Annotated in this window: 29 protein-coding genes; 2 read left to right on the top strand and 27 right to left on the bottom strand. The window is 38.3% G+C overall.

What is annotated here, in order from left to right:
- Positions 1–17 precede the first annotated feature (17 nt).
- The 3 genes from asnS to PQ479_RS01825 form a co-directional block, all read right to left on the bottom strand.
- On the bottom strand, positions 18–1,310 hold the full coding sequence (gene asnS, locus PQ479_RS01835; RefSeq protein WP_083991272.1) for an asparagine--tRNA ligase: 1,293 nt from the start codon (positions 1,308–1,310) through the stop codon (positions 18–20).
- Between the two features lie 94 nt (positions 1,311–1,404).
- A complete protein-coding gene (locus PQ479_RS01830; protein ID WP_047989283.1) occupies positions 1,405–1,887 on the bottom strand; it encodes a cell wall elongation regulator TseB-like domain-containing protein in 483 nt (160 codons plus the stop codon).
- A 13-nt stretch (positions 1,888–1,900) separates the two neighbouring features.
- The gene (locus PQ479_RS01825) at positions 1,901–2,071 is read right to left on the bottom strand and encodes a YpmA family protein (protein ID WP_069187723.1); all 171 of its coding nucleotides are present in this window, start codon (positions 2,069–2,071) and stop codon (positions 1,901–1,903) included.
- Between the two features lie 157 nt (positions 2,072–2,228).
- On the opposite strand from PQ479_RS01825, the gene PQ479_RS01820 reads away from it, so the two are divergent.
- Positions 2,229–2,387, top strand: a complete 159-nt coding sequence (locus PQ479_RS01820) for a hypothetical protein (RefSeq protein WP_273716724.1) — start codon at positions 2,229–2,231, stop codon at positions 2,385–2,387.
- Positions 2,388–2,436: 49 nt separating this feature from the next.
- Here PQ479_RS01820 and PQ479_RS01815 read toward each other — a convergent pair whose 3' ends face one another.
- The 13 genes from PQ479_RS01815 to PQ479_RS01755 form a co-directional block, all read right to left on the bottom strand.
- A complete protein-coding gene (locus tag PQ479_RS01815) occupies positions 2,437–3,741 on the bottom strand; it encodes an amidohydrolase (protein WP_047989284.1) in 1,305 nt (434 codons plus the stop codon).
- A gap of 2 nt (positions 3,742–3,743) precedes the next feature.
- On the bottom strand, positions 3,744–6,566 hold the full coding sequence (gene dinG, locus PQ479_RS01810; protein ID WP_047989285.1) for an ATP-dependent DNA helicase DinG: 2,823 nt from the start codon (positions 6,564–6,566) through the stop codon (positions 3,744–3,746).
- Positions 6,567–6,607: 41 nt separating this feature from the next.
- The gene (locus PQ479_RS01805) at positions 6,608–7,570 is read right to left on the bottom strand and encodes a tetratricopeptide repeat protein (protein WP_047989286.1); all 963 of its coding nucleotides are present in this window, start codon (positions 7,568–7,570) and stop codon (positions 6,608–6,610) included.
- 67 nt (positions 7,571–7,637) lie between these two features.
- Positions 7,638–8,021, bottom strand: a complete 384-nt coding sequence (gene panD, locus PQ479_RS01800) for an aspartate 1-decarboxylase (protein ID WP_047989287.1) — start codon at positions 8,019–8,021, stop codon at positions 7,638–7,640.
- Complete coding sequence (gene panC / locus PQ479_RS01795) at positions 7,987–8,889, bottom strand: pantoate--beta-alanine ligase (protein WP_047989288.1); 903 nt, start codon at positions 8,887–8,889, stop codon at positions 7,987–7,989. Before panC ends, panD begins: the two co-directional genes overlap by 35 nt.
- A gap of 6 nt (positions 8,890–8,895) precedes the next feature.
- Positions 8,896–9,726, bottom strand: a complete 831-nt coding sequence (gene panB, locus PQ479_RS01790; RefSeq protein WP_047989289.1) for a 3-methyl-2-oxobutanoate hydroxymethyltransferase — start codon at positions 9,724–9,726, stop codon at positions 8,896–8,898.
- Between the two features lie 247 nt (positions 9,727–9,973).
- Entirely contained in the window at positions 9,974–10,957 is a 984-nt protein-coding gene (locus tag PQ479_RS01785; RefSeq protein ID WP_047989290.1) for a biotin--[acetyl-CoA-carboxylase] ligase, read from the bottom strand.
- Positions 10,954–12,090: a CCA tRNA nucleotidyltransferase gene (locus PQ479_RS01780; RefSeq protein WP_047989291.1), complete on the bottom strand. Its 1,137-nt coding sequence runs from the start codon at positions 12,088–12,090 to the stop codon at positions 10,954–10,956. Before PQ479_RS01780 ends, PQ479_RS01785 begins: the two co-directional genes overlap by 4 nt.
- A gap of 13 nt (positions 12,091–12,103) precedes the next feature.
- The gene (gene bshA, locus PQ479_RS01775) at positions 12,104–13,234 is read right to left on the bottom strand and encodes an N-acetyl-alpha-D-glucosaminyl L-malate synthase BshA (protein ID WP_047989292.1); all 1,131 of its coding nucleotides are present in this window, start codon (positions 13,232–13,234) and stop codon (positions 12,104–12,106) included.
- 13 nt (positions 13,235–13,247) lie between these two features.
- Positions 13,248–13,946: a bacillithiol biosynthesis deacetylase BshB1 gene (bshB1, locus tag PQ479_RS01770; RefSeq protein ID WP_047989293.1), complete on the bottom strand. Its 699-nt coding sequence runs from the start codon at positions 13,944–13,946 to the stop codon at positions 13,248–13,250.
- On the bottom strand, positions 13,939–14,355 hold the full coding sequence (mgsA, locus tag PQ479_RS01765) for a methylglyoxal synthase (protein ID WP_047989294.1): 417 nt from the start codon (positions 14,353–14,355) through the stop codon (positions 13,939–13,941). Before mgsA ends, bshB1 begins: the two co-directional genes overlap by 8 nt.
- A 23-nt stretch (positions 14,356–14,378) precedes the next feature.
- Positions 14,379–15,176 (bottom strand): 4-hydroxy-tetrahydrodipicolinate reductase, encoded by a 798-nt coding sequence (dapB, locus tag PQ479_RS01760; RefSeq protein WP_047989295.1) that lies wholly within the window; start codon positions 15,174–15,176, stop codon positions 14,379–14,381.
- Positions 15,166–15,501, bottom strand: coding sequence for a nucleotide pyrophosphohydrolase (locus PQ479_RS01755; RefSeq protein WP_083991301.1), 336 nt, complete (start codon positions 15,499–15,501; stop codon positions 15,166–15,168). The genes dapB and PQ479_RS01755 overlap by 11 nt, the downstream gene beginning before the upstream one ends.
- Positions 15,502–15,742: 241 nt before the next feature.
- Here PQ479_RS01755 and PQ479_RS01750 point away from each other — a divergent pair, with 241 nt between their 5' ends.
- Complete coding sequence (locus PQ479_RS01750) at positions 15,743–16,585, top strand: YitT family protein (RefSeq protein WP_047989614.1); 843 nt, start codon at positions 15,743–15,745, stop codon at positions 16,583–16,585.
- Between the two features lie 328 nt (positions 16,586–16,913).
- Here the strand turns inward: PQ479_RS01750 and PQ479_RS01745 are convergent, their stop codons facing one another.
- From PQ479_RS01745 to aroA, 11 genes are all read right to left on the bottom strand, one after another.
- Positions 16,914–17,591: a zinc metallopeptidase gene (locus PQ479_RS01745; RefSeq protein WP_047989615.1), complete on the bottom strand. Its 678-nt coding sequence runs from the start codon at positions 17,589–17,591 to the stop codon at positions 16,914–16,916.
- A gap of 129 nt (positions 17,592–17,720) precedes the next feature.
- Positions 17,721–18,515 (bottom strand): sporulation protein YpjB, encoded by a 795-nt coding sequence (locus tag PQ479_RS01740; RefSeq protein WP_047989297.1) that lies wholly within the window; start codon positions 18,513–18,515, stop codon positions 17,721–17,723.
- A gap of 72 nt (positions 18,516–18,587) precedes the next feature.
- Positions 18,588–19,190 carry a DUF1405 domain-containing protein gene (locus PQ479_RS01735; protein WP_047989298.1) on the bottom strand — a complete coding sequence of 201 codons (603 nt, stop codon included), beginning with the start codon at positions 19,188–19,190 and terminating at the stop codon, positions 18,588–18,590.
- 75 nt (positions 19,191–19,265) lie between these two features.
- On the bottom strand, positions 19,266–20,039 hold the full coding sequence (locus tag PQ479_RS01730) for a menaquinol-cytochrome c reductase cytochrome b/c subunit (protein WP_047989299.1): 774 nt from the start codon (positions 20,037–20,039) through the stop codon (positions 19,266–19,268).
- A gap of 42 nt (positions 20,040–20,081) precedes the next feature.
- Positions 20,082–20,753, bottom strand: coding sequence for a menaquinol-cytochrome c reductase cytochrome b subunit (qcrB, locus tag PQ479_RS01725; protein WP_047989300.1), 672 nt, complete (start codon positions 20,751–20,753; stop codon positions 20,082–20,084).
- A gap of 3 nt (positions 20,754–20,756) precedes the next feature.
- Positions 20,757–21,266, bottom strand: a complete 510-nt coding sequence (locus PQ479_RS01720) for a QcrA and Rieske domain-containing protein (protein ID WP_047989301.1) — start codon at positions 21,264–21,266, stop codon at positions 20,757–20,759.
- Between the two features lie 141 nt (positions 21,267–21,407).
- Positions 21,408–21,872: a YpiF family protein gene (locus PQ479_RS01715; protein WP_047989302.1), complete on the bottom strand. Its 465-nt coding sequence runs from the start codon at positions 21,870–21,872 to the stop codon at positions 21,408–21,410.
- 237 nt (positions 21,873–22,109) lie between these two features.
- A complete protein-coding gene (locus tag PQ479_RS01710; protein ID WP_047989303.1) occupies positions 22,110–22,652 on the bottom strand; it encodes a ReoY family proteolytic degradation factor in 543 nt (180 codons plus the stop codon).
- Between the two features lie 123 nt (positions 22,653–22,775).
- The gene (locus PQ479_RS01705; protein WP_047989304.1) at positions 22,776–24,047 is read right to left on the bottom strand and encodes a tetratricopeptide repeat protein; all 1,272 of its coding nucleotides are present in this window, start codon (positions 24,045–24,047) and stop codon (positions 22,776–22,778) included.
- Positions 24,048–24,072: 25 nt separating this feature from the next.
- Positions 24,073–24,963: a hypothetical protein gene (locus PQ479_RS01700; protein WP_047989305.1), complete on the bottom strand. Its 891-nt coding sequence runs from the start codon at positions 24,961–24,963 to the stop codon at positions 24,073–24,075.
- A 430-nt stretch (positions 24,964–25,393) separates the two neighbouring features.
- Entirely contained in the window at positions 25,394–26,686 is a 1,293-nt protein-coding gene (gene aroA / locus PQ479_RS01695; RefSeq protein WP_047989306.1) for a 3-phosphoshikimate 1-carboxyvinyltransferase, read from the bottom strand.
- Between the last annotated feature and the right edge of the window lie 17 nt (positions 26,687–26,703).

Here is a 26,703-nt window from a genome sequence, read left to right as displayed (position 1 = left end):
CCCCTCTTGTCCACCTATTACGGATATAAACGATTTAATAAACGCGGGAATGGAATCGACTCACGCACATGCTCAACGCCAGAAATCCATGCCACAGTTCTTTCTAATCCTAATCCAAAGCCAGAATGCGGGATGGAACCATATTTCCTTAGTTCTAAATACCACTGGTACGCAGATAAATCAAGATTATGTTCATCAAGACGTTGCTTTAACAACTCCATATCATGAATTCGCTCTGAACCACCAATAATTTCGCCATAACCTTCAGGAGCAATCAAATCCGCACATAAAACAACATCATCACGTTCTGGATGTGGTTGCATATAAAATGGCTTTAATGACGTTGGATAATTAATAATAAACACCGGTGTGTCATAATGATTAGCAATAGCCGTCTCATGTGGAGCACCAAAATCATCGCCCCATTTAATATCATCAAACCCTTCCTTATGAAGGAATTTGACTGCATCATCATACGTAATACGAGGGAATGGTGCTTTAATTTTTTCCAAATTCTCTAAGTTTCTTCCTAATGTTTTTAATTCCAACGGACAATTCTTTAATACAGATTGAACGATGTAGGCTACATATTGTTCTTGGATTTCAAGACTTTCATCATGTTCAACAAAAGCCATTTCCGGTTCGATCATCCAAAACTCAATTAAATGACGACGCGTTTTTGACTTTTCTGCACGGAATGTTGGTCCGAATGAAAAAACTCGACCGAGTGCCATCGCTGCCGCTTCCATATAAAGCTGTCCACTTTGTGAAAGATAAGCATCTTCATCAAAATATTTAGTAGCAAATAGCTCACTCGTACCTTCTGGAGCACTACCAGTTAAAATCGGTGGGTCAATTTTAACAAAATCATTTTGATTAAAAAATTCATATGTAGAACGAATAATTTCATTACGGATTTTCATCACGGCATGTTGACGCTTTGAACGTAACCACAAATGACGGTGATCCATTAAAAATTCTGTCCCATGTTCTTTTGGTGTAATCGGATAATCAACCGCTTCATGTATGACGTCTATATCTGTAACCGTTAATTCATAACCAGATGGTGAACGCTCATCCTCACGAACAGTACCCGTTACATAAAGTGAAGACTCTTGAGTAATTGATTTCGCTTTTGCGAATATATCTTCTCCAACTTCCGCCTTCACGACAACACCTTGGATAAAACCTGTTCCATCTCGTAATTGTAAAAATGCAATCTTACCGCTTGACCGTTTGTTCGCAATCCATGCACCAATTTTTACTGATCGATCCACAAATTGACCAACTTTTGCTATTGTAGTTTTCAACAAAATACCCTCCATTACTTCGACAATTCCTTTAATCGCTTTTCATTATACCTTTGTACAAAACATCAAGCAATTAAAACCTTCACTTCTAACGTTAATCTCGATTTAAATGATACCTTTTCATAAATGTACCATCATCAAACGTCACATAATAATAGCTTTGACGATCTTCATCATCAATAAACAGTACTTCATAAGCTGGCACATTTCTTTCAAAACCTAATCGTGCCTCAATTATTTCCTTGGTCCCGTAATCAGCCTCAACAATCGATAGCGCAGCATCAACAGAAATACCATCTTCTCTTTTTTCAACGTGATAGCTCTCATAATCATCCTTAATCCAAGCATAAGCCGGATCGCCATCCTCATCCAAACCCGTTAACACAAAATAAGTATCCGTGCCGTGATAATAATCAATATCTTCCACTTCTGTTATCAATTGTTCTTCATGAGCAAATGCCAATGCCTGTTCATAACCACTAACTAAAGGTTTCCTTATTTCATTATAAAAATAAATAAAACATACAGCACTCAAAATCAATACAGCAGCCATTCCAATTACAAACCATTTTTTCATCTCAAAATGACCTTTATGTACGATAAATGGTGAATACCATTTGCTCTTGATCTTCTTGATCCAATGCTAGACCGAACATAAGATCTTGTTCTTTTAACGTTCGATTTAAGGAGTCCACGATTTTATATAAATCATGAGACTTATCCACACGTACCGTAGATAATACTTCGACCTTACTATTCATAAAAAATCCACCTTTTCTTTCCTATTTTCAAAAAAGCGTGTCCCTCAGTTCGTTCTGATTACTGTTTAAATATATCCTGTTTCAGAAACTATTGCTAGTCATAGTTCGTTAATGAAAAACCATACTAATATTATAACTCAATAAGGGAGGCGAAACCATGTTAAACAATAAACAAAAGAGCTTGGAACTGTTGTTCCAATTAGAAAAACAACATATTTCGCTTCTAAGCCGCCACGGATACGACCAAAATAGTGTCTTTCCTTTATCAATAAGGCAAACCCGATTTCCTTGGCGCTTTGAGCAAAATACAAAATAAATACCTAAACCACACCTCAATGATTCCTGCAATTTTTGCAGGAATTTATTCATTTAGCTGCAATTCGTTTAAATTCTTGACTTGCATCAGCTATAATTTTATCTTCGTCTAACGTTGATAATTCACGATTTTTCATAAGTTGTTTCCCTTTAACGAATATATCACGTATGTCTTGACTATTTAAGGCATAAACCAAATGCGATAAAATTTGCTGATTTGGTTGCAAGTGAGCTTGATGAGCATCAATTAATAGAAAATCAGCATCAAAACCAGGCTTTAATCCTTGAACCGTCTTAAATTGCAAGGCGTCACTTCCTGATAATGTCGCCATCTTTAATGCATCGATACCTGTTACGACCGTTGGGTCATGTTGGTAACCCTTATGAATGAGGGCGGCCATTCTCATTTCCTCAACCATATCTAATGTATTATTAGAAGCGACACTATCAGTCCCTAAACAAACCTTAAGGTCATATTTTTGCCACTTCGTTACTTGAGCAATTCCTGACCCTAGTTTCAAATTACTTATGGGGTTATGACTTATAGCTACATTTTTTCCTTGGCTTAATAACTCAAGCTGTTCCTCCTCTAGAAATACCCCATGTGCGAACAACCAGTCAACAGACTCTAGAAAGCCTAAATCATAAAAATGGTTAGCAGGATGAACACCATATTTTTCGATATGATCATTCACTTCTTTGGCCGTTTCAGCTAAATGCGTATGAACAGGTAACTGAAGCTTTATGGCTTCCTCAATAATTCGCTCAATAAAAGCTGGCGGGCATGTATAGGGAGCATGGGGTGCAAGCATGGTTTGAATTCGGCCATCTGCTTGTTGATGCCAACGTTTAGCAAAATGAACCGCTTCCTGTAGCTTAGCCTCTTGTTCTTCTTTTGAGCATAATCCGATCATCGAACGCATTAAGCTAGCTCGCATGCCTGATGATTCAACATCTGTCGCTAAATCATCCATAAATAAGTGATACATCTCTAAAAATGTCGTAGTACCTGACTTCAACATCTCAACTAAAGCAAGTCTTCTAGCCGCTTTCACTGCTTGTCGATCTAGTTTTGCCTCAAATGGCCACATTTTTTCCTGTAACCATTTTTGTAAAGGTAATTCATCCGAATAACCTCGCAATAAATTCATACCGATATGAGTATGCGTATTAACAAAACCAGGTATCGCCCATTTACCTTTTCCATCGATGACGTCATTTTCTTTAACTAGTTCGATTCGTGGGTTTCCCTGTTTGATTTCTTTAAATTGACCTTGTTCTATATAAAGATAACCATCAAAGGTGTTTTCTGTTTCAAACGAAATGATTTTCACATTTTTAACTACTAAGCCCATCTTCATCCTCCTCCATTCTGAAAGGTTTGTACGTCTTTTAATAAAGCTTCCAATTTCCCTTTCGCGATCGGCATTTCCGGTAATGAATGAACAAACGCTTTTCCATATTGAGTCGTAGAAATTCTCCGATCAAAAATGTAAATACACCCTCGATCTTGGTTCGTTCTAATTAATCGGCCAAATCCTTGTTTAAAACGAATAATGGCTTGCGGTAAAGAAATCGTCGTAAAAGGATTTAAACCACGTTCTTTTGCGAGTTCAAATTGTGCTTGTAGTTGTGGATCGTCTGGTGGAGAAAAAGGTAAACGAACAATTATAAGTTGTTCTAGCTCCGCACCTGGCATATCAATCCCTTCCCAAAAACTACTCGTCCCAAATAACACAGCTTTTTCACTTTGTTTAAAGAGCTTTAACAATTTGGAGCGACTCCCACTTGTAACCCCTTGACCGATTAACACCGTGTTATCATCATTACTTTTAAGATCCTTCACAAATTGATAGACCGAACGTAACATTTCAAAAGAAGTAAAGAGAATCAGCATTTTCCCGTCTGTTTCCTGAATGATTCGGATCACTTTAATGGACACTTCCATAGCAAAATCTTTCTCACTTACTTCTTTAATTGCGGGTAAATCAGTCGGTAATAATAATAAAGCCTGCTTCTCGTAATTAAACGGTGTTGCGATTGATAAAGCTTTTACTCCAAAGTCGGCTAGCCCTAAACGGTCTATCTGGTATTGAAAGGAATTTTGCACCGTTAATGTCGCTGAAGTTAACACAGCACTTTTTTTCTTTGTGAAAAACGAATCGGCAAGCAATTCTGCTACATCAATTGGTTTCCTGAAAAGGTATGCCGCATTTTTTGCTCCTCTTGCCTCAATTTCAATCCAATATACATAATCAGGATCACATTCAAGCAACATTTCATAAAGGACAGCCACATGCTCTCTCAGCTGTTCAAATAATGAATGGATATCGACAAGTTGTGCTTTTTCAAAGTTCTGCAACTCGACCGATTCATCATTCAAATACGTATAAAACCGATCATATCCATCAAATAAACGTTTACTTTGCATATAAAAACGCATCGCACTTTCTAAAATCGAATCCCAAAGCACGCCCTTTTCTTCATAACTCAAGAAACGATAACGTAATCTACCTGTATCACTTTTTCCTGCTGCACGATTTTTTTCAACATAACGAAAAATCATGCGGAATAACTCATCCACTTCATCATTCATGAGACTTAGTTGCTGCTGCACGTTCAGAAAACGTTCAACTTCTAACAATTGATATCTTTCCAACAATCCTTTTAATTGCTCCAGCAAACCTTCTTCCTTCTGCTTATGTAACCTTTGAAAAACATACATAAAAGAAAGATAATCGGTTGCTGCACCAAGATGATTCGAGGCCGCTTCCTCAAAATGATGGGCTTCATCGATAATAACGCGCTCATATTTGGGGATTAAAGATTGCACAGACATTAAATCCGTAAATAACAGAGCATGGTTAGTGACGATAATATGAGCATTTTGGGCCTTCTTCCGCGCTCGATAATAAAAACAACGATTCGCCCAAGAATTATGGCTCCCTAACTCTGCTTTTGCCTCACTACGTACATCAAACCAAAACTGACGCCCACCTGTTGTTAAAGACAGTTCCTCCACGTCACCTGTTTTCGTTTCCGTAATCCATACTAGTAACTGAGCCTTTGTTAATTGAATATCATATGTATCTTCCGCCGTATGATTTAAGCTTTGCTCAAACCTACGTAAACATAAATAATGATTTCTACCCTTTAAAAGTGCTGCACGAACCGGCTGTGCAAGCAACGTCGATAAAATCGGTAAATCCTTGACAAAGATTTGTTCTTGTAAAGGGATGGTCTGAGTACTGACAACGATGGGCTCTTCTTTTTCCATACTATAAAGAGCTGACGGAAGTAAATAGGCAATTGATTTACCTGTTCCAGTACCTGCTTCTAGTAACATATGTTCATTATTTGCAAAGGCATTAGCAACTGCCTCCATCATTTTAATTTGTCCGTCTCTTTTTTCATATTGTTTAAATGCCTTCGTTGTCTCCGTATGTACATCCGCTTTTAATGACTGAATAACCTCTTGAAAAGAGTGGTTTGGCTTAACGGGAAGCGGCTCCTCTTCTTCAATTAGAGCTAGTGACAACGAACGAAAATGGTCATATTGACGATCGATTTCAAAACGATCCGTTAATAAAAGCTTGTCAATATAGGCAGGCAAGTCACTTCTAAATGATGTTGTAATGACCTGTAAATGTTTTAAAGTAGAAGTCGGTAAATGATGTAATTTATTCATTAAAAATAGAAATAGCTGTCCCGTAACTTCAGCATCACTATCTGCCTGATGTGGCCTGTCATGATCAAAACCTAGTCGTTCTGCTAAATGACCCAATTTATAACTTTCTTCACTCGGTAATAAAATTCTTGCAAGCTCGACTGTATCAAATTGATTACTCGGTGAAAAAGCATAACCATGCTCTTGTAAAGCCTCTTTTAAAAAGGAGTAATCAAATAACACATTGTGAGCAACAAGATCCGCACTTTCAAACATCGGAATAATGAGCGGGATAAGTTCGTTAAAAGTAGGGGCTTGCTGAACTAATTCATCTGTAATCCCTGTTAATTCTGTAATAAACGGAGGAATTTCTTTTCCAGGCTGAACATAAGAGGCAAATCGCTCAACGATTTGCCCTCCTTCAATAACAACGGCCCCTATTTGGATAATCTTATCTCCTTGTCGTGGCGAATGACCTGTTGTTTCAAGGTCAAGCACAACATAACGTTCCATGCATAACACCTCTCATTTACTTCCCAACTAAACATGTGGCTCTACTTACAAACCCATGCTTCCTGTAACCATTGAAATGATTGTGTAGCAAGTGAATGAGTCGGGTTAAGTTCAAATAATTGATTAAAATACTGTCTTGAAAGTTCTTGTTTATTTAACATTCCATAATTCCAAGCTAAGCCATGTAAACACTTTTCGATTTCACGCTTATCTCCATACAATTTGCGATAACAGTCAATAGCCTGCCTAAACAGACCATTCCATTCTAACATATATGCTAATGCCAGAAGCGTATCACTACTATTTAATAATGGCATCGCTTGTCCCCATGCACGGAAGCCAGCCTGACGTTTTCCAATTTCGATTAAACAAATGCCAAGATAGTAATAGGCTTCTCCATCATCTCCATTTAACTCAATGGCCTCGTAAAAATAAAGAATAGCTTGTTCATACGATTGATTTAAAAAATGACACACACCTAGATTATACACGACATCGTCATTATCTGTTAACCATTTACGAGCTTTTTCAAAGTAGTCAATCGCTTGCTCAAAGTTCTCCTGTTTACAGGAAATACACGCTAAACCAATGTATACGTCGTGAAGGATGGCCGTATCCTTTGTAAATGACATCATATAAAGAAATTGATCTTTTGCTTTTACCCATTCATTCACATATAAATAAGCATACCCTAAATATAAATGACGTAATTCATCATCAATCCCTGTAAGCTCTTCTTTTAAGAAATAAGAAATTGCTTCGTTAAACATATCTAATTTAAAATAAACCGTTCCTTTGGATTGATATAATGTGGCGGTTTCTTCTTTTTTCAATTGCTTTTTCAAAACCGCAATTTCTTCCTCTAGAACACCCCAATAATCTAAAATAGACTGGGCGTAGGTCTCTAATTGGTCGATTGCTTCTTTTTGTTTATCGCCTGACTTAGCATTCCAGCTTTCTTTTAGCTTTTCAACCCAATCGATTTGTTGTAACCATGTTTCCAAAAAAATCCCCCCTTTAAGCCTTTAACACTTAGTTAAAGTTTTTACCTCAAAGGGGGAAGTATTCATCTTACATAACGGTAGAAGCTGGTTCTGTTCCTAACATCTCAACAATTTTGTTATTGTCACCTAAAACAGCTACTTTTGGTTCAAAATCCATTAACTCTTTTTCATCAACTAGTCCATAAGCAATGATAATCACGAGATCACCTGGTTGAACTAACCTCGCAGCTGCCCCATTTAAACAACATACCTTACTTCCTCGTTCACCTTTAATTACATAAGTTTCAAAACGGGCTCCATTGTTATTATTAACAATTTGCACCTTTTCATTTTCGATAATGCCGACTGCATCCATTAAATCCTCATCTATCGTAATACTTCCAACATAATTTAAATTCGCTTCCGTTACGGTTGCTCTATGAAGTTTTGCTCTCATCATTGTGCGTAACATGTTCGTTTTCTCTCCTCTCCATACTAACAATTACATTATCAATTAAACGGGCTTTGGCAAATTTATACGCTAAAGCAATTAAAATTTTACCCGATAATTGTTCGTTTATCTCTAATGATGGATACGGTAATGCTTCCACATAATCAATATCCCCAAGTGGTAGTTCTTCTAATTTATTTTTAACAACTTTTACGATTTCATCTCGACTATAGCTCTCAGGCTCTTGCTCGACTTTTTTCTTCACGGCAGAGAGCGCTTCATATAGCTTGGGAGCAAGCACTCGTTCCTGCTTCGTTAAGTACACATTGCGTGAGCTTTTAGCTAAACCATCCTTTTCACGGACTGTATCAACACCCATGACTTCTACAGGCACTTCAAAGGTAGTGACCATATTTTCAATGACCGCCACCTGCTGTGCGTCCTTCAAACCAAAAAATGCCTTATCTGGTTGGATTATTTGAAATAACTTCATGACAACCATAGCAACGCCATTAAAATGTCCCGGACGACTTGCCCCACAAAGCACGTCGGTACCTTGTGTAATATGAATTGCCATCGTTGGCTTCTCTTTATACATTTCATCTACTGTTGGCAGAAATAAATAGTCCACTCCAGCCTCTTCAGCTAATTGTCTGTCACGCTTGATATCACGAGGATAACGATCAAAATCCTCACTCGGACCAAATTGTAATGGATTTACAAAAATACTCATGACAACGAGGTCACATTGCCTTTTCGCTTCCTGAACGAGCGTTAAATGCCCTTCATGTAAATAACCCATCGTCGCTACAAATCCAATCGTTTTTCCTTCTTCTTTGTGCTTACGAATTTGTATACGAATGTCATTTTTTAATTGATATATATTCATGAATCTCTATTTTCCTCCATAGAGCTGTACTTGTTTTACATCCGCATGAAAACTATGTTCTTTTTGCGGGAACTTTTGTGCTTTCACTTCTTCAACATAAGACGTAACAGCTGTACCAATTGTATCAGCAACATTGGCATATTTCTTAACAAACTTCGGCACATGTCCACTTCCATAACCAATCACATCATGATAGACAAGAACTTGACCGTCCGTTTGAACGCCTGCCCCAATTCCGATAACCGGTATATTCACTTGTTCCGTTATCCAACCAGCCACAGATTCAGGAACACACTCTAATACAACCGCAAAAGCTCCTGCAGCCTCAACTGCCTTCGTATCTTCTAACAGCCTAGCTGCACTTTCCTCATCTTTCCCTTGTACTTTATAACCGCCCAAGACACCGACCGATTGTGGCATTAAACCAAGATGGGCCATAACAGGAACTCCTGCGTTTGTCAATTTATCAATTGCGGTAACAACCTCACCAGCACCTTCTAATTTAACCGCATCCGCTTGAGCATCCTGCATTAAGCTCTTCGCAGATTGAAACGTTTCTTCTAAAGATGCATGATAACTTAAAAATGGCATATCCGTCACAACAAAGGTATTTTTAGCACCGCGTTTTACAGCCTTCGTATGCATGACCATGTCACAGAGCGTTACAGGAACCGTTGAATCATAACCAAGGACAACCATTCCTAATGAATCCCCAACTAAAATTAAGTCCATTCCCGCTTCCTCAACAAGCTTTGCTGATGGTGCATCATAAGCCGTCATCATCGCAATTTTTTCTTGATTCCTTTTCATTTTCATAAAGCTAGCTGTTGTTTTCATACCCCTACTCCCTTCGTAATGAAGAGGCGATTCAAACCAACAAAAAAGCATCTCTACTCATACATGGAGGTAGAAGGATGCTTACGAAAGAAAACAAGGAAATAAGCCTTGCTTCTTGAGCTTGTTCTGAATCCCTCTGTCCTAGTCCTTATTGGATCAAGGCAGATCCGATTTGATTGTAACTCGTTATTCAAATAAAAATCGGTGCTGTTCGAATGATACAGCCCAATTACTCCTAGTATAACAATTAATTCAATTCTATGGAAGGGATTTCGATATCGGCTGAATAGATGTGCCTTATTTGACCATTCGCTTCAACTAATTCAAGGACTCCGTCATCTGTTATTCCTTTGGCATAGCCTGTATAACTTCCTTGTGCAGTATGAGCAATGATTTGTTTGCCAATACTTTCAGCGTTATCCTCCCACAAAGCTTTAATTGGGGCAAAACCTTCCGATAAATATTGGTCATATAAGCGTTCAAATTCATTTAATACGGCAGCAACGATTTCTGAGCGTTTAAACGATTGATCCGATGCAATCAATAACGATGTTGCCTTTTCTTGTAATTCACGATGAAAATCTTCATAGCTCTGATTCACATTAATACCAATACCAACGATGACCGTGGAAACTCGTTCTGGCTCCGCTTGCATTTCCGTTAATATCCCGACTAACTTCTTGCCGTTTATTAATAAATCATTCGGCCATTTAATAGTAACAGGAAGCTTGGTAGCTTGCTGTAAGGCTCTTGAAACCGCAACGGCCGCGAGTAACGTGAGCTGCGGCACTTTCGTTGGATGAATCTTAGGTTTTAATATTAAGCTCATCGTGATCGCTTTTTGCTGTTCGGTTTCCCAAACCCGTCCTAATCTTCCTTTACCCTCTGTCTGGTGATTACTGATGACCAGCTCTCCATCGCCCGCTCCTTCTTGAGCCAGCTTCATGGCAGCCTTTTGTGTCGTTGTAATTTGTTCATAATAATGTATGGTTTGTCCGATATTGTCGGTATGTAGATGAATCTTAATATCATGAGCTTTAATTTGATCAGGTTGAGAGATAAAACGATAGCCTTTACGAGGAGCAGACTCTAGTTCATACCCATCTTGACGTAATGATTCAATATGTTTCCAAACTGCTGTACGAGAACAGTTTAGTTGTTCACTTATTTTTTCCCCCGATAAAAACTGTCCATTTGCTTCCACAAGAAGTCTTACTAATTTTTCCTTCAACCACACTCTCTCCTTTTTAGTGCCGCAAGTATTAATTCCGCGTCATTTTCTACTTCTTCATGCAATACAAGTGTCTCAGCAATCCTTAAACATGTTTCAATCCAGACCCCAGGGTTTTTCTCAGGGTAGGCAGCCATTAGAGAACGTCCATCTATACGAAGGTCTTTCCTTGATCTAATCGCCATCGCATTGACCATCTCGTGTAATTGTTGAGCGGAAATAGTGGAGAAACCAAAGCTTTTTCGCAAATCCTCAACATCTAATGCGACCTCAATACCAAACTGATACAGGGAATCAACATTCCAACGTTGCTCATAACGTTCTTGATAGGCAAGCAAGCGCTTGTGTACACCTTTAATAAGATTCTTAGATAAAGGCAACTTTGGAGCAGTCAACTTTGACCAACCTTTTAAGAGAAATATAGAGCTCCATATAAAAAGTTCGTTTTCGATGATCGGGTTGTCCCACATGTGAAGCCTGCTCATTTCCTCATCATTAAATGCACATAATGGGAGATTTTTTAAGATTGTTGCTGCAGCCTCCGTCTGAGTCGCTTCTTTAAAGTGGGATCCTCTCCAAATCTTTTCTATTTCTTTCACGATTCGTTCCATCGCCACGTTTTGCAGGTCGGCAACATAGACTGCAATCGCCTCTTCCACATGTACATCTAATTCAAATCCAAGCTCTGCTGTAAAACGAATCGCTCGGAGCATTCTTAAAGGATCACTCGCCATACTTTTCATCGGTTCCGTTGATCGGATCTGCCTAAGCTCTAAATCTTTTTGACCATGATACGGATCGATCAGTTCTCGTTCATTTGAAAGAGCCATACTATTTATCGTAAAGTCCCTGCTCTTCAAGTCCTCTTCCAAACTAACTCCATTTTGAGTCGTAACTTCAAACCAAACGTTATTCGCTTTTATTAATACGGTGTCATGTTGATTATTTAATTGAAAACTTTTTGGAAAATGCGTTAATAATTCACTCGGAGCTGCTGTAGTGACGAGATCGACATCGGCTATTGGACGTTTTAATAAATAGTCTCGCACTGCCCCTCCAACGATATAGGCTTGAAACCCTAACACATTGATTTCATTCATTAACCTTTGGCTAGCCTTCCAAATCTCTTCCACCGCAAGCACCCCCTTAATTTTGAATAACTTGTCGATATATATTCTCGTATTGCTTTACGATCGTTTCGGCATGGAATAATGTATTGGCTCTTTTTACGCCCGCTTCTTGCATTCTTTCGTATAATTCTTGGTCGGAAACAAGTTCCAGCGCTTTTTCGACAATTCGATCAATCTGACCAACTTCACATAAAAACCCAGTCTCTCCGTCTATAACCACTTCAGGAATACCACCAATATTTGTACCGATTACTGGAACGCCACAAGACATCGCTTCTAAAGCAACTAATCCAAAGCTTTCTTTTTCACTAAGTAAAAAGAAAACATCACTCATTGATAATAATTCTGCTATATGTTTTTGGTTTCCAAGTAAAAGAACGCGCTCTGATAATCCATTTTGTTCAACCCAGTCTCTAACCGCCGCTAAATCCGGGCCATTCCCAATAAGTAATAGTTTTGCCTCTACTCTTTTTGAAACCTTATGAAAGGCTTTGACAACATCTAATACTCTTTTAACAGGTCGAAAATTAGAAATATGAATAAATACTTTTTCCTGTTCTTCAATTTGATATTGCTTCCGTAAATCCATTACATCTTTTCTTCGGTACGTACGTTCATCAATAAAATTATAAACGGGTATAATTTCCTTTTCGGTCTTGACTAGCTCTTTCGTTTGAGCAATCAAGTTTTTCGATACCGCTGTTACTATATCTGACTTCTCTATCCCTAACCGAATTAGCTCGACTAAGGAAGGATCATAACCAAGAACGGTAATATCTGTTCCATGTAGAGTTGTGACGATTTTTAGATGGTCTCCTACCATTTGTTTCGCTAAAATCGCACATATCGCATGTGGAAGGGCATAATGTACGTGTAAAATATCCAGCTTTTCTCTTTTAGCTACCTCAGCCATGCGACTCGCTAATGTTAAGTCATACGGCGGATATTGAAAAACAGCATACTGGTTAACCTCTACTTCATGATAGTAAATGTTTGGATAGACGCGATCGAGGCGAAAAGGAACACTTGATGTGATAAAATGAACCTCATGACCTCTTTCAGCTAGTAATTTCCCAAGTTCTGTCGCTACGACACCCGATCCGCCAACGGTTGGATAGCAGCTTATCCCTATTTTTAACTTTTTCATTATTTATCCTCTTTTATAAAGTGTCTATTTTAAGTGGTTTGAGCGCTTTAAACCCTTCAGCATAAGGCACGCCGACTTCATGTCCAAATAACGTGTCACGTGCCTCCACTGCTTTTACATAACCATTCGTTAACGGCGTATCCACTGCCTCATCAGTCGTTTTCTGAAATTGACTTTGATAAGCATGTAAAGCCCTCATCTTCTTCTCATAAAAAGCACTTACATCTAACACAAAATCAGGTCGATGTGTGCCATTAATAAAATATGTATAAAATTGTTCCACACGATGATTCTCAAAGTGATTCGTCGTTTGATAGTGACGAATCCCAGCATTAAAAATGGCCTCTTTAACAATCTCAAAACAATCACTATGATCAGGGTGACGGTCAACCCAATATGGGGCAAAAACGAGACGCGGTTGATAACAACGAATTAAATCCACGACTTGATCGAATTGCTCTTTATTATATTTCTTCAAGCCTCGATCTGAAAAATCTAACTGGAGTAATGAATTGACACCTAAAATCCGGGCTGCTTGTTTGGCTTCTTCTTGACGTAACTCCACTGTCCCGTTAGAAGATAACTCTGCATATGTTAACGAGCATACCCCCACCTTTTTTCCTTCCTCTACCCACTTCGCAATCGTGGCACCCATCCCAATTTCTATATCATCAGGATGAGCCCCTATTGCCAACACATCTAACTTACTCATAATTCTGCTCCTGCTCATGAATAATTTGACGCCATTTTAAATCACCACGTTCTAATCCTTTAATAAGTACTTCAGCCGTACCGATATTAGTCGCAAGTGGCACTTCATGAACATCACATAAACGAATTAACGCGGAAACATCAGGTTCATGCGGCTGTGAAGTTAATGGATCCCTTAAGAATATAATCAAGTCAAATTGATTTTCCGCTACTAACGCACCAATTTGTTGATCACCTCCAAGAGGACCTGATTTAAAACGGTGTACATGTAAATTGGTTGCTTCCATAATCCTTGTACCTGTTGTTCCAGTTCCATATAATTCATGATTGGCAAGAATTTGCTCGTAAGCAATTGTAAATTGGACCATTCTATCTTTCTTTTTATCGTGAGCAATTAAAGCGATTTTCATGAAGTTCCTCTCCCTTTTTCAACTTAATCGATGATATTTTCTAAACCATATACGAGTGTATCTAAGTTCATAACCGTTTCAACTGCTAATTTTACGCCAGGCATAAAGGATTCACGGTTGATGGAATCATGGCGAATCGTTAAGGTTTGCCCAACGCTGCCAAAAATCACTTCCTGATGAGCAACAAGCCCAGGCAAGCGAACACTATGAATTTTCATTCCTTCAAAATCAGCACCTCTTGCACCAGGTAAATCTTCTTTTTCTTCAGGGTGCCCTTGTACCTTGGCCTCACGCACCTCCGAAATTAATTGAGCTGTTTTTATCGCCGTTCCTGATGGTGCGTCTAATTTTCGGTCGTGATGACGCTCAATAATCTCAACATCCTCCATATACTTGGCAGCTGATTGAGCAAACTTCATCATTAAAATAGCACCAATCGCAAAATTCGGAGCGATAATCGCACCTAAGCCTTTTTCTTGAGCTGTATGACGTAATGCTTCAATATCTTCTTCCGTAAAACCTGTCGTGCCTACAACAGGACGAACCCCGTGTGCAAACGCACTTTCCATATGTTTCTTTCCATAAGCCGGTGTCGTTAAATCAATGAGAACATCTGGAGATCTCTCTCCAAAACAAAGGTCGATATCCTCATAAATCGGAATATCTAACGGTTCAGCCCCTTGAACCTCATGCATTTTTTTACCGGCGTGTTTAGAATCAACAACAGCAACCAGTTCAAATTGCTCTTGGTTAGAAACCATTTGTACCGCTGACTTCCCCATGTTACCTCGATGCCCTGCAATTACTACTTTAATTGTCATCTTGTTCTGACTCCTTTTCAATTCTCGTCCATCGATCTTTATCTCTTGTCTCAAATTTGTTCATTACTAAATCAAATGCTTCATCTAAATCAATATGTAAAGAATTCGCTAAGCAGATAAGGACAAATAATAAATCGCCCATCTCCTGCTCCATCGACTTTTCTTCTTCATCACTTTTTTTCGGCTTTTCCCCGTAATAATGATTCACTTCACGAGCAAGCTCCCCTAACTCCTCCGTTAAACGGGCAAGCATCGCAAGTGGGCTAAAATAACCTTCTTTAAATTGTCCTATATATTCATCTACACGTTTTTGCATATCTTGCATCGATTGTTCTTTCACGGTATGAACTCCCTCCTACTCCCATGTTAGCGAATCCTGTTCGTTTTGACAAATACTAAAAACCTATTTGCCGAAAAATCTTACTTTGACTATAATAGAATGGCATCCTAGCTTGTTTATCAAGACTGTTTATCATGTGAAAATTAATACGTACATACTGAACAATTACTCATGAAATAAGGAGGATTATTCTTTGAAACGACAAATTAAATGGATTGATATTTTAATGATTTTACTTGGCTCTGCGATTCTCTCTTTTGGTTTAGTCTATTTTAATATGGAGAATTCATTAGCTGATGGTGGATTCACAGGCATAACATTAATCTTATATTTTCTTTTTTCCTTCAATCCTGCCATCTCCAATTTAGTTCTTAATATTCCCATCCTTATAATCGGATGGAAAATATTAGGTAGAACAACATTTATTTATACGGTTATTGGTACATTAAGCGTTTCTGTATTTTTAGAGTTGTTTCAGCGCTTTCCTGTTATTTACTTACCACTTCAAGATGATATGACCCTTGCTGCGTTATTTGCAGGTGTATTTATAGGGGTAGGACTTGGAATTGTCTTTCGATTTGGAGGGACGACAGGTGGCGTAGATATTATCGCTAAGCTCGGCTTTAAGTATTTAGGGTGGAGCATGGGGAAAACGATGTTTGCTTTTGATGCCATCGTCATTACAAGTTCGCTTATCTATTTAAATTACCGAGAGGCGATGTACACACTTGTTGCTGTTTTTATTGCCGCTCGTGTCATTGATTTTATTCAACAAGGTGCCTATTCAGCAAAAGCAGCCTTTATTATTTCAGAAAAGAATACGGAAATTGCTCAAAAGATTTTAACAGAGATGGATCGTGGGGCTACCATTTTAAAAGGTAAAGGGAGCTTTAGTGGGAGTGATAAAGAAATCTTATACTGTGTCGTTGGCCGAAATGAGCTTATTCGCTTAAAAACATTAGTAGAGCAAATTGATCCACACGCTTTCGCAACAGTTAATGATGTGCAAGATGTTATTGGTGAAGGCTTTACCTTAGACGAATACAAACGCCCTTTAAAAAGTGATTAAACCGAATGATGATGTATGAATGTTGCTTAGAGGCGATGGGTTGTGCCTTGAAGTTAGTTGGTCATCCATCTTGCGATAAATGACTTAACAGCACACTGCTCCCTTTTTGTGCGTGCAACTACTGATGGTGATGGAGTTATAAAAGTGCCATGTTAAAATAGTCGGCACTAATTCCATTTTTGTTGGTGGCGAGGTGCATGGTGCTTCGTCATGTTTGTTTTGGTGCCAAAGTTGCTTCAAAGTAGATTTTGTTATATACACCATAACATTTTCTTTAATTTAAAATTTTTCATAAAAAAACCGCCATATAGCGGTTTTTTTACTACTATTAATCATCATTCATCCCAATATACATCAAGATGAATCTGACGAGTTCAAGTACGGCAACAACAGCAGCAGCAACATAAGTTAGCGCTGCAGCGTTTAATACTTTCTTAGTCTCGCGTTCTTCATCATTTCGAATAATCCCCGTCGAAACCATTTGTGCCATCGCTCGATTAGAAGCATCAAATTCTACCGGTAAAGTCACAACTTGGAATAATACAGCTGCTGCCATAAATACAATACCGAGAAGTAGCATACCCGACGCACTCATAAGTACACCAGCTAAAATAAAGAAAAACGATACATTCGAACCAAAATTAGCGACAGGAACTAACGCAGAACGAAAACGCATAAACGCATACTCTTCCTCATCTTGAATAGCATGTCCAACCTCATGTGCCGCCACGGCAGCACCTGCAACAGATGTACCATGAAAATTATCAGAAGATAATCGAACGACCTTTGAACGAGGGTCATAGTGGTCCGTTAACACACCACGAGTCTCCTCTACACGAACATCAAATAATCCATTATCATTTAAAATCTTACGTGCGACTTCAGCCCCTGTCATCCCTGAAGAGTTGGCGACTTGTGAATATTTTCGATAAGCCGATTTAACACGACTTTGAGCCCATAACGGAATGATTAATAGCAATGCAAAATAGATCATAAACATTGTCATATTCATCAATCAAACACTTCCTTTTATCTAAGATGTAACCATTATTTTACCTACTATAGTCAAAGATAGTCAAAGAAAAAGCCTCTATAAAAGAGGTCTTTTGTACAGTTTGTTCACATTTCATTCACATTATTCCCCACCTCTCGCTTTACGAGGAAACGGTTTTTCCGCTTGAAACTTTCGGAATCCTACGTAAATTAACGAGAAAAAAATCATTCCTCCAATGGTTAGAACCACCCAGATAAAAGACGGATCTGAATTTTCCTCCTTGACTCGCTCATAAAGCAAATCCCACTCGTTAGAAATAAGCTCTACATGTGCTGTGACCACATCGTTATCTGCCTCTTCATTCATCAACGTTTCTAAATACCTAATTTGTGAATCGACTCGCATGAGTTGTTCTTGCTCTAAATCAATATATAAGGCCGGACGTAACATCTCATATTGCCGGATAAAATCACCCACGCCATATTGAAATTGTTGTATTTCCTCTTGCTGTAATGAAGTTAGCATATAATCAAGTGAGCCTTTAACTGTAGGTTCCGTATACAACCAAAGCGGTTCATATTCACTCGATAAGGCATCGACAGTCAATCGTAAACTCGTTGCATAAAGGACACGTTCAGAAAAATCAAGTTGTAAGGCAGCTAATGCTTCTTCTGTTTTTTCAAGTGTATTTGCCACTGTGCGTAAATCATTCATCGATAACGATTCATCTTGAAAATTAAGCTGCAAAAACTGATTGGAAAAAAAAGCTAATTCTATTTTGGCCTGCTCAAAATTCTCAGCCTTCACATATAATAAAACTTGATCTGTCGTTTTATTTAACTGTTCCCAAGTATCGGTTGTTTCACTAGAAACACGTATAGGAAAAACCAATAAGAGTAACAGACCACAAAGAAATGCCCTGAAAAGACGATCCATAAGTTTGTCCCTCCTTCTTCTACTCCCATCCTATGAAGAAATGGACAAGGTTAGACCAAAGAAGGACAAGTTTTATGCATCAATTGATAGCTTTAGTGATTTTTTTCTAACCGATAAGAAATAGACAGAGACTATCGAAAAAATACTTAAGCTAACAGTAAAAATCATGACCGAATCAATATGTGGCATGATATAACTTGATAAATAAGGATGCATCCCATAGAAATAATCAATAAAGTCATTATGTAAAGTCCATATAGCAGCAACCACTAAATGCCATGCTTTGATTCGGAAATAAGGGCTGTAAATGACCGCTTGTAAAGCCATACCAGCATGTGAAGCAATTAACATATAATGCTGCCAATTAAGAGAACCACCCAAAAAGCCTGTAGCCATATTCATTACCACGGCCCAAATTCCATACTTTATCAAAGTAACAGCAGCCAAGGCTTCAATGATTGGCCAGTTCTTTTTCCATAGAAAAGCAATTAAAACAAACACAAAAAACAAACTAGCTGTCGGACTATCTGGTACAAAAATCAAAAACTGAGGCGGTGTATGTTGTAACTGCCCCCAATACCAATAAAAACCATAAATCGTCCCCGGTATATTAATAACTAATAAAAGAATGAGCATCGAACGATGACCAAACATCGTTAGAATTTGTTTTAACATATTGTTCCCCCTTTCATTTCTATTAGAAAAGACCCGATGAAAAGAAAATCTTTTCACCGAGTCATAAAAAAGACATTATTCTTCTTCCTCAGGCTGACCATGTGCAGCAACATATTCTGCTAGAATTTGTAATTCTTCTTCAGAACCTGTGAATGTTTCAGCTGGCATGTTATTATAGCCTTCTTGAACAATCTCAACAATTTCTTCTGCTGTTTTTTCAGTTTCTAGAAGTGAAGGTCCCATACCTGTTCCCGCCATTGTATCACCGTGACAGCCGATACATGACTGAGAATAATATTCATACCCTTCAGCATCAACGTTAATGTCGCCTTCTTCTTGGATAGCCCCTTGATCAGGAGCTGCTTCATTTTGGTCAATAGATTCCCAAGTTAAGAAAATAACGGCAATGACACCTAACATCATAAGTCCAGAAGCAATCGGACGCTTTAATGGACGACGTTCTTTACCTGTATCTAAAAATGGAGCAAGTAATAATGCACCAAATGCAAGTCCTGGAATTACAACCGTACCAATTACGTTATAAGCACCAGATGCAAATGGGTATTTTAATAATTGATACAAAAATAAGAAATACCAATCCGGTAATGGAATATATCCAGCAGCTGTTGGATCAGCTGGAGCCTCAAGCGGAGCTGGATGTGCAATTGTTAAACAAAGGAATCCCATTAAAAATACCGCACCAACCATCCACTCTTTTAATAAGTAGTTCGGCCAGAAAGCTTCTGTTTTACCAGGGTATTCCGAATAATCTTTAGGAATATTTTTCATACGTCCGTCAACTTTTACACGCGAATCGCCGACGAACTTCATCCCTTTACCACGCTTCATCTTATTCCCTCCTTATCTGCGAAAATGATAACGTTGTTTATCTTATAGAGGACCAGAAATACCTTGACGGCGAATCATAATAAAGTGAGCCGCAAGAAGTCCAAGTAGCGCAGCCGGTAAGAAGAATACGTGGATAGCAAAGAAACGCGTTAACGTAACGGCACCTACAATATCTCCCCCTGCAAGTAACGCTTTTGCAAAACCACCTATAAATGGTACACTCTCAGCAATTGTTAATGTTACAACTGTTGCAAAGTAAGCTTTCATATCCCACGGTAATAAGTAACCTGTTAAACCTAATGCAAGCATAACGAAGAAAATTAAAACTCCGACTACCCAGTTAAGTTCACGTGGTTTCTTATAAGAACCCGTGAAGAATACACGTAATGTATGTAGAAACATCATAACAATAACTAAACTTGCACCCCAGTGATGCATTCCACGTACAATGACACCAAATGCTACCTCTGATTGTAAATAAGCAACCGAGTTATAAGCATTAATAATATCTGGTGCATAATACATCGTTAAAAACATACCTGACAAAATTTGGATAACCGTTACAAAGAATGTTAGGCCACCAAAACAATAGACAAACGCAGAGAAGTGGTGAGCTGGGTTAACATGCTCAGGAACTTCGTGATCGGCAATGTCACGCCACATTGGCGTAATATCGAGACGCTCATCCACATAATCATAAATTTTTTGGAGCATCGATTACGCCCCTCCTTGTCGTTGATAAATTGAACCTAATTTAACTTTACCATCTTCAACTACTACTTCATAGGCATCTAATGGACGAGTTGGCGGTGTTCCTTGAATGTTATTCCCTTGCTTGTCAAATCGTCCGAAGTGACATGGGCAGTAAAACTGCTCAGGGTGATCTTCATTCGTACCAAAAGCAACTTGACAACCAAGATGGGTACATGTTGGCGATAAAGCCAATACATCATCTCCATTAAGCATCAAAAAAACATTCTCTGAAACCTCAGACGTATACCAAGCATCATCTTGAGTATATGTCATTGGAAACAATTGTGGTTCTTCTGTTAATTCAGAAAGATCTGCAACTGTTATCAAGTCAGAATCAGCACCTGCTTTTAACGCTGGATCAAGGGCAAAACGTGCCATAGGCATTAACATACCTGCAGCCATAAAGCCACCAACGCCTGTAAGCGTGTACGTTAAAAATTGACGTCTTGATACTTTGTGTTCTTTCTCACTCACTTGTTTTCCCCCCCTACACAATAAGGTGTTCCTTTAAAAAGGACATAATTAAACACAGATTATACTAGGACATAACCCATAATAGCTTAACGGACAAATAGTGTCAATTATTTCACCAAATAGAAATAAGTATTTTACTTATTATTCTCGGTTTTGCCACGTATTCGTCAATAATGGAACAAGTTGTTTTATTTGTTCCGCAATTACTTGTTGTTTATTCGTAAAATCCATATGTTCTAACGGAATCGTAGGAAGCCAAATTAAATCTGCATGTAATGAAGACTCCACCGTTTTCCAGTCTGCATCAGAGCTCAGTAAGAATATATGTTCAAAGCCTCCTTGTTTAAGCTCAGCAATCCATGATAAAAGTCGCTCTTTTTTTTCTTCCGGTGATTCAGATTTTAAATAAGTGAATGCAGGAAATAGCAAACCTCTTCCTTGGAACTGACGTTCTAGTTCCCTTGATATAATCGTCATAAAGTCACCCATCGCTACAATCGATTTAAGGTGATTTTGACTCGTTACGGGTATAAGAGGTAGAAAAGCGGTATCTACATATTCTTTGGCTTGTAAAAACTTATCAATATCATTCACTTGCCACTTCATCAAAACATCATCCTTTCCTCTTTATCCTAGCAAATAAACAGAAAAAAAAATAGTTTGAACACCAATCATCTCAAACGAAAAATGACAAATTTGTGACGCAAAAATTGGTTGTATTCATACTTATAACGTTTCCCGCTTTATACCCTTGCAAAATTACACATTTCAAAGCACAAACATGCATTCTTTTCATCAAAGAAAAATAACGATAACCTTATAGTCATCGTTATTTTCTTCCTTTTATTCTTCTAGTTCTTTTAGTTGTTTAGTTAGAGCAGTGAATGCTTCCTCGTTTCGTTCGTCTAATGCTTGGTCAATCTTTGCAAGTAGTTGCTGTTTTTTAAAGCTCGCTAAAGAAATCGATAAGATTTTTTCCGCTTGATCGGCCACTTGCTGAAGCCTTTCTTGACTTTCAGGTAAATAAGGGTTGTCCTCTAATACGGCTAAATACGGCGGGAAAGTTCTTGACCCTAAAAAATGTAGCTCAATATAGATCTCTTCGGTTTGATTTAATCGAATATCATGAAAAGCTTTTTCAGCATCAGTCGTAATATGATTGTACTTATGGAAAGAAAAAGGTGGCTTCTCGACACCATTAGCCGAAATGATTAATGATTTTGGTGCATTGTCAGCAACTTCCACAAAATGAACCTTTTCCATTAAATCATCATCACTCATTAAGTAATTTAATAACCAAGCACACTCTCTTCTTTTTAAATCATACTGCTTTAAGAAGTTTCGTAAAAAATCCTTTTTTTCTACGACAGGAACAATGCTACTCATGCTTTCTCCCTCCTTTTACAACAAACGGATAGTGGATAATCCGTCCATCTACCGTCGAGATGCTTATATTATTTTAATTCTACCTTTAACAGCATACTCCCTGCTTTTTTTACCAATTTCTTTTTAAAAATTTTCATTCTCCACATCCATGAGTAATTCACGCAAATCCTCTCTACTCGGCACTAATTCAAGTAGCTTGTGCAAATAAGGAGTCGCCTTTTTTCGTTCACCATTTTCAAATAAAAATTGAATAAAATCCTCAAGGAAATCAGGATCTTCCTGAAAATGACTAATCACTTCTTGATAGTTCTGGTTGGCAAGCTCAAATTGTTCCTCTTGATGAAAAGCATTGGCTTTATACCAAGTTAATAAAGGGTCACCACCTTCACCCAAATCATCAATATGATCTAGTAATTCTAATAGTTCCTCATATTGTTGCTCACTCTTTAAGTAAGCCGCTAACGTTTGGGTAGCTTCTAAATTACTTGGATTTATAGCGATTGCTTGTCGTAAGTAATCAATACCTTGCTGTGGGTCTTGTTGCTTAAAGCTTAATTTACCTGCTAATAAATATAACTGGTCGTTATAATCATCAACGGTCATCCCTGCACGTAAGGCGTCCATCGCTTCATCTAAGCGATTCTCCGCTTCAAACGCTTTCGCTAAATATGGATAAAGCGACGTAAAATCTGGATCTAGGGCTTTTAATGCTTCTAATTGCTCGATCGCTAAAACCATATCTCCAACTTGATAAGCGGTAAATCCATAACCGAACAAAGCATGAGGTTCAAAATAATCTTTTAAACCTTCTTTATAATAATGTAAGGCTTCTTCAAACTGACCTCCAGCACTATAGGCCTCGGCTAGCTTAAGCTCAATTCGAACCTCTTCCGGTAATTCACTTTTTTGATGAAGAGCCTTCTTTAAATAAGGGATACTTTTTTGATAATCACCACGCCCTAAATAAAAATCACCTAAACCAAAAGAGACAATAACTTCTTCAGGTGCTTGTTTAGCAGCCATTAATAGCTTTTGCTCTGCAACCTCATCTAAGGCCTGCATTTGGTAAAGATCGGCTAGTAATAATTGTGCTTGTAAAAAGATTGGATCGTGATCTTTAATTTCTAATAAGAGTTCTATCGCTTCATCTTCTTCATCTAAATCAATGAGAATTTCAGCAAGTTGGATCAAAACAGCTCCTTCATCAGGATACAGCACCATTAGTTCCTCAAGAATTTCTTTCGCTTCCTTTAAATGACCTAATTCATAATAGATCTCAGCTATTGAGTATAATTGGTCATGTGTAGCTTTTTCTTTGGCTAATTTTAACTTCTGTAAGCCTTCCTCTACCTGACCTTCTTCAATTTTTTGCAAAACCACTTCAATTTCTTTCATCATAACCCCCAACTTGCGGCTAAAGCTAATAGACGATACCCATCGCTAATAAACGTCCTGGCATCTTGATGTCAATCAAACGTCCATATCCTAGCTTGCCACCATCTTGCTCATTGATTTTAATTATTTGTCCCCTAAGTACAACGATACATGGATGTCTATAATCATAATCGAGATTATCATTCGCATCAACTAATTGAGATTGATTCTCTGAAAATAGTAAATAGTCTAGGTCGCTACCAACCATAAGTGTGCCTTTAATCGGATATAATCCTACTTTTTGCAATAGCTCCTTAGGCCACGGTTTTCCTTCTTTAATAAAGGAATGCCATGATATTTTATAATCAGACATTGCTTGTTTCCATGCAGTTCTCTGCTCTTGTATTTCACTTTCATTACCAGAAGAGAAATAGGGCAATAGCACTGTTCGATACTCTCTTTGAACTTGTGCTATATACATCCACGCCATGTCCGCAGGCTTGTCCCCTTGTTTAATCTCGATTTTGAGAGCAGGTATTTTATATTTTTTGCATGCTAATAAAACAGATGGTCGCAACAATCTTAATGGTATTTCTAAGCCAATGACATAATCGACCCTACTCGAATACATCTTCTTTTTGGTTGTATCGTATACGTCTTGAATCTTTGATTCGTATGCGACTTGAGGAAATAAAACGGCAGTTGTACATCCTTTTTTAATCAAATGGCTTTGGTCATTGTGAGTGTTTTCGTCTAGGGTGTGATGTTCACTCATTACTCGGCCTACCTCTAGCGTAAATCCGCTCATATCCATTCGACGCTTATTCCAATGGGCAAATTGATTTTGGACAAATGTCACTTTGCCTTCATTTACTAAGTAGACTCTCTGGATGAAGTGTCCTTCTCTCATTTCATTTACGCGGTCAATTAAGTACATGATACGATGCCTCCTAGCGAATCTTTTATAGACAAGCTATGCAATCGCTATGAAAAAAAGAACGAAGATGAGGGTTGGACGTATACGGAGCATGATTTTCGGTAGCGTTGATTAACGATCGGAACATGAGCTTTAACCAACTTTCATACAAAACATCGGTACTTTTCCCCTTTTTCTACAACTCACAAAAAAGTGTGAATTTTTTTATCTTTTTATTGACACTTCCAATGTAAGCGCTATAATAAAGTTAAGCGTATGGTTTCTCTCCACTCCTATCCATACAATATATCTGTTTAGCTTAATGCTAAAGCCTAATTTGAAAACGCTTACGAAAGGCGTTTTGACAAATTAGGTTCTTTTTTTGCTTATTTTTTTGACCGGTCATTCAAGAAAAAGCTAAGTTCAGTAGAACTTAGCTTTCACCTATTGATTACACGTTTATTAATGTTTCAATATGTTCAAAGAAAGTTGGGTAGGAAACCGCAATCGCTTTACTATCTTGGATCACGACTTCTTGCTCCGCAATTAATCCAGCTACCGCCATGGCCATCCCGATTCGATGGTCACCAAAACTATCAACGGTTCCACCTTTTAGAGTCGACTTTCCCGTTATAATCATTCCATCTTCTGTTGCTTCAATCGTTGCTCCGAGTTTTGAAAGTTCACTCACAACCGTATCTATACGATTCGTTTCTTTGACCTTTAATTCTTCAGCGTCTTTAATGATCGTTTGTCCTTCTGCTTGTGTAGCCAATACAGCAATGACTGGAATCTCATCGATTAAACGAGGAATGAGGTCCCCTTCAATAACGGTACCTTTTAATTGTGATGTTTCAATCGTGATATCTGCAACAGGTTCAGAACCAACCATCCGCTGATTAGCAATCGATACGCGAGCACCCATAGCTTCTAATACTTCCATAATCCCTGCACGAGTTGGGTTTAGGCCCACCTGAAGTAATGTACATGTACTTTCGGGAACAATCGCTCCTGCAACAAGGAAAAAGGCAGCAGAGGATATGTCACCTGGCACTTCAATATGTTGCCCCGTTAAAGTCTGTCCACCTTCGATAGATATGGATTTACCTTCACGTTGAATGCTAACACCGAACGTTTCTAGCATTCTTTCTGTATGATCTCTCGTTAAACGTGGCTCCGTAACAGTCGTAACCCCTTCACTTTGCAATCCCGCAAGTAACAAAGCCGATTTCACTTGGGCACTCGCAACAGGTAAAGTATAGGTAATGGCCTTTGTCGCACCACCACGAATGGACAAAGGTGTATAATTCCCATTCCCACGTCCGTCAATTTGTGCTCCAAAACTTTTTAACGGCTCTGTAACTCGGGCCATCGGTCGTTTAGCGATTGAATCATCACCGATTATCACAGAGTGAAAAGGCCTGGCCGCTAATATACCTAACATCAATCGAGTCGTTGTCCCTGAATTTCCGACGTCTAAAATATCAATAGGTTCTTTGAGACCATCCAAACCAACACCTTGGATTTCCACATTCTCGCCATCTTGCTTAATTTCGACGCCTAGTTTTCGGAAACAACGAATGGTACTCAAGCAATCCTCACCTGGTAAAAAGCCACTTACAGTCGTTTTTCCTTTGGCTATAGCACCAAACATGACCGCTCGATGTGAAATTGATTTATCTCCTGGTATTTTAATCTGTCCACTGAGTCCAGTTTTGACTTTTGTAATCGTTGCAATGGTCACATCCTAGCTCCCCTTTC

This window comes from Alkalihalobacillus pseudalcaliphilus (genome assembly GCF_028610675.1).
Classification (GTDB): Bacteria; Bacillota; Bacilli; order Bacillales; family Bacillaceae_D; genus Alkalihalobacillus; species Alkalihalobacillus pseudalcaliphilus.
Note: the sequence above shows the minus strand (reverse complement) of the source record. Positions and strands in the feature narration are given on the sequence as shown.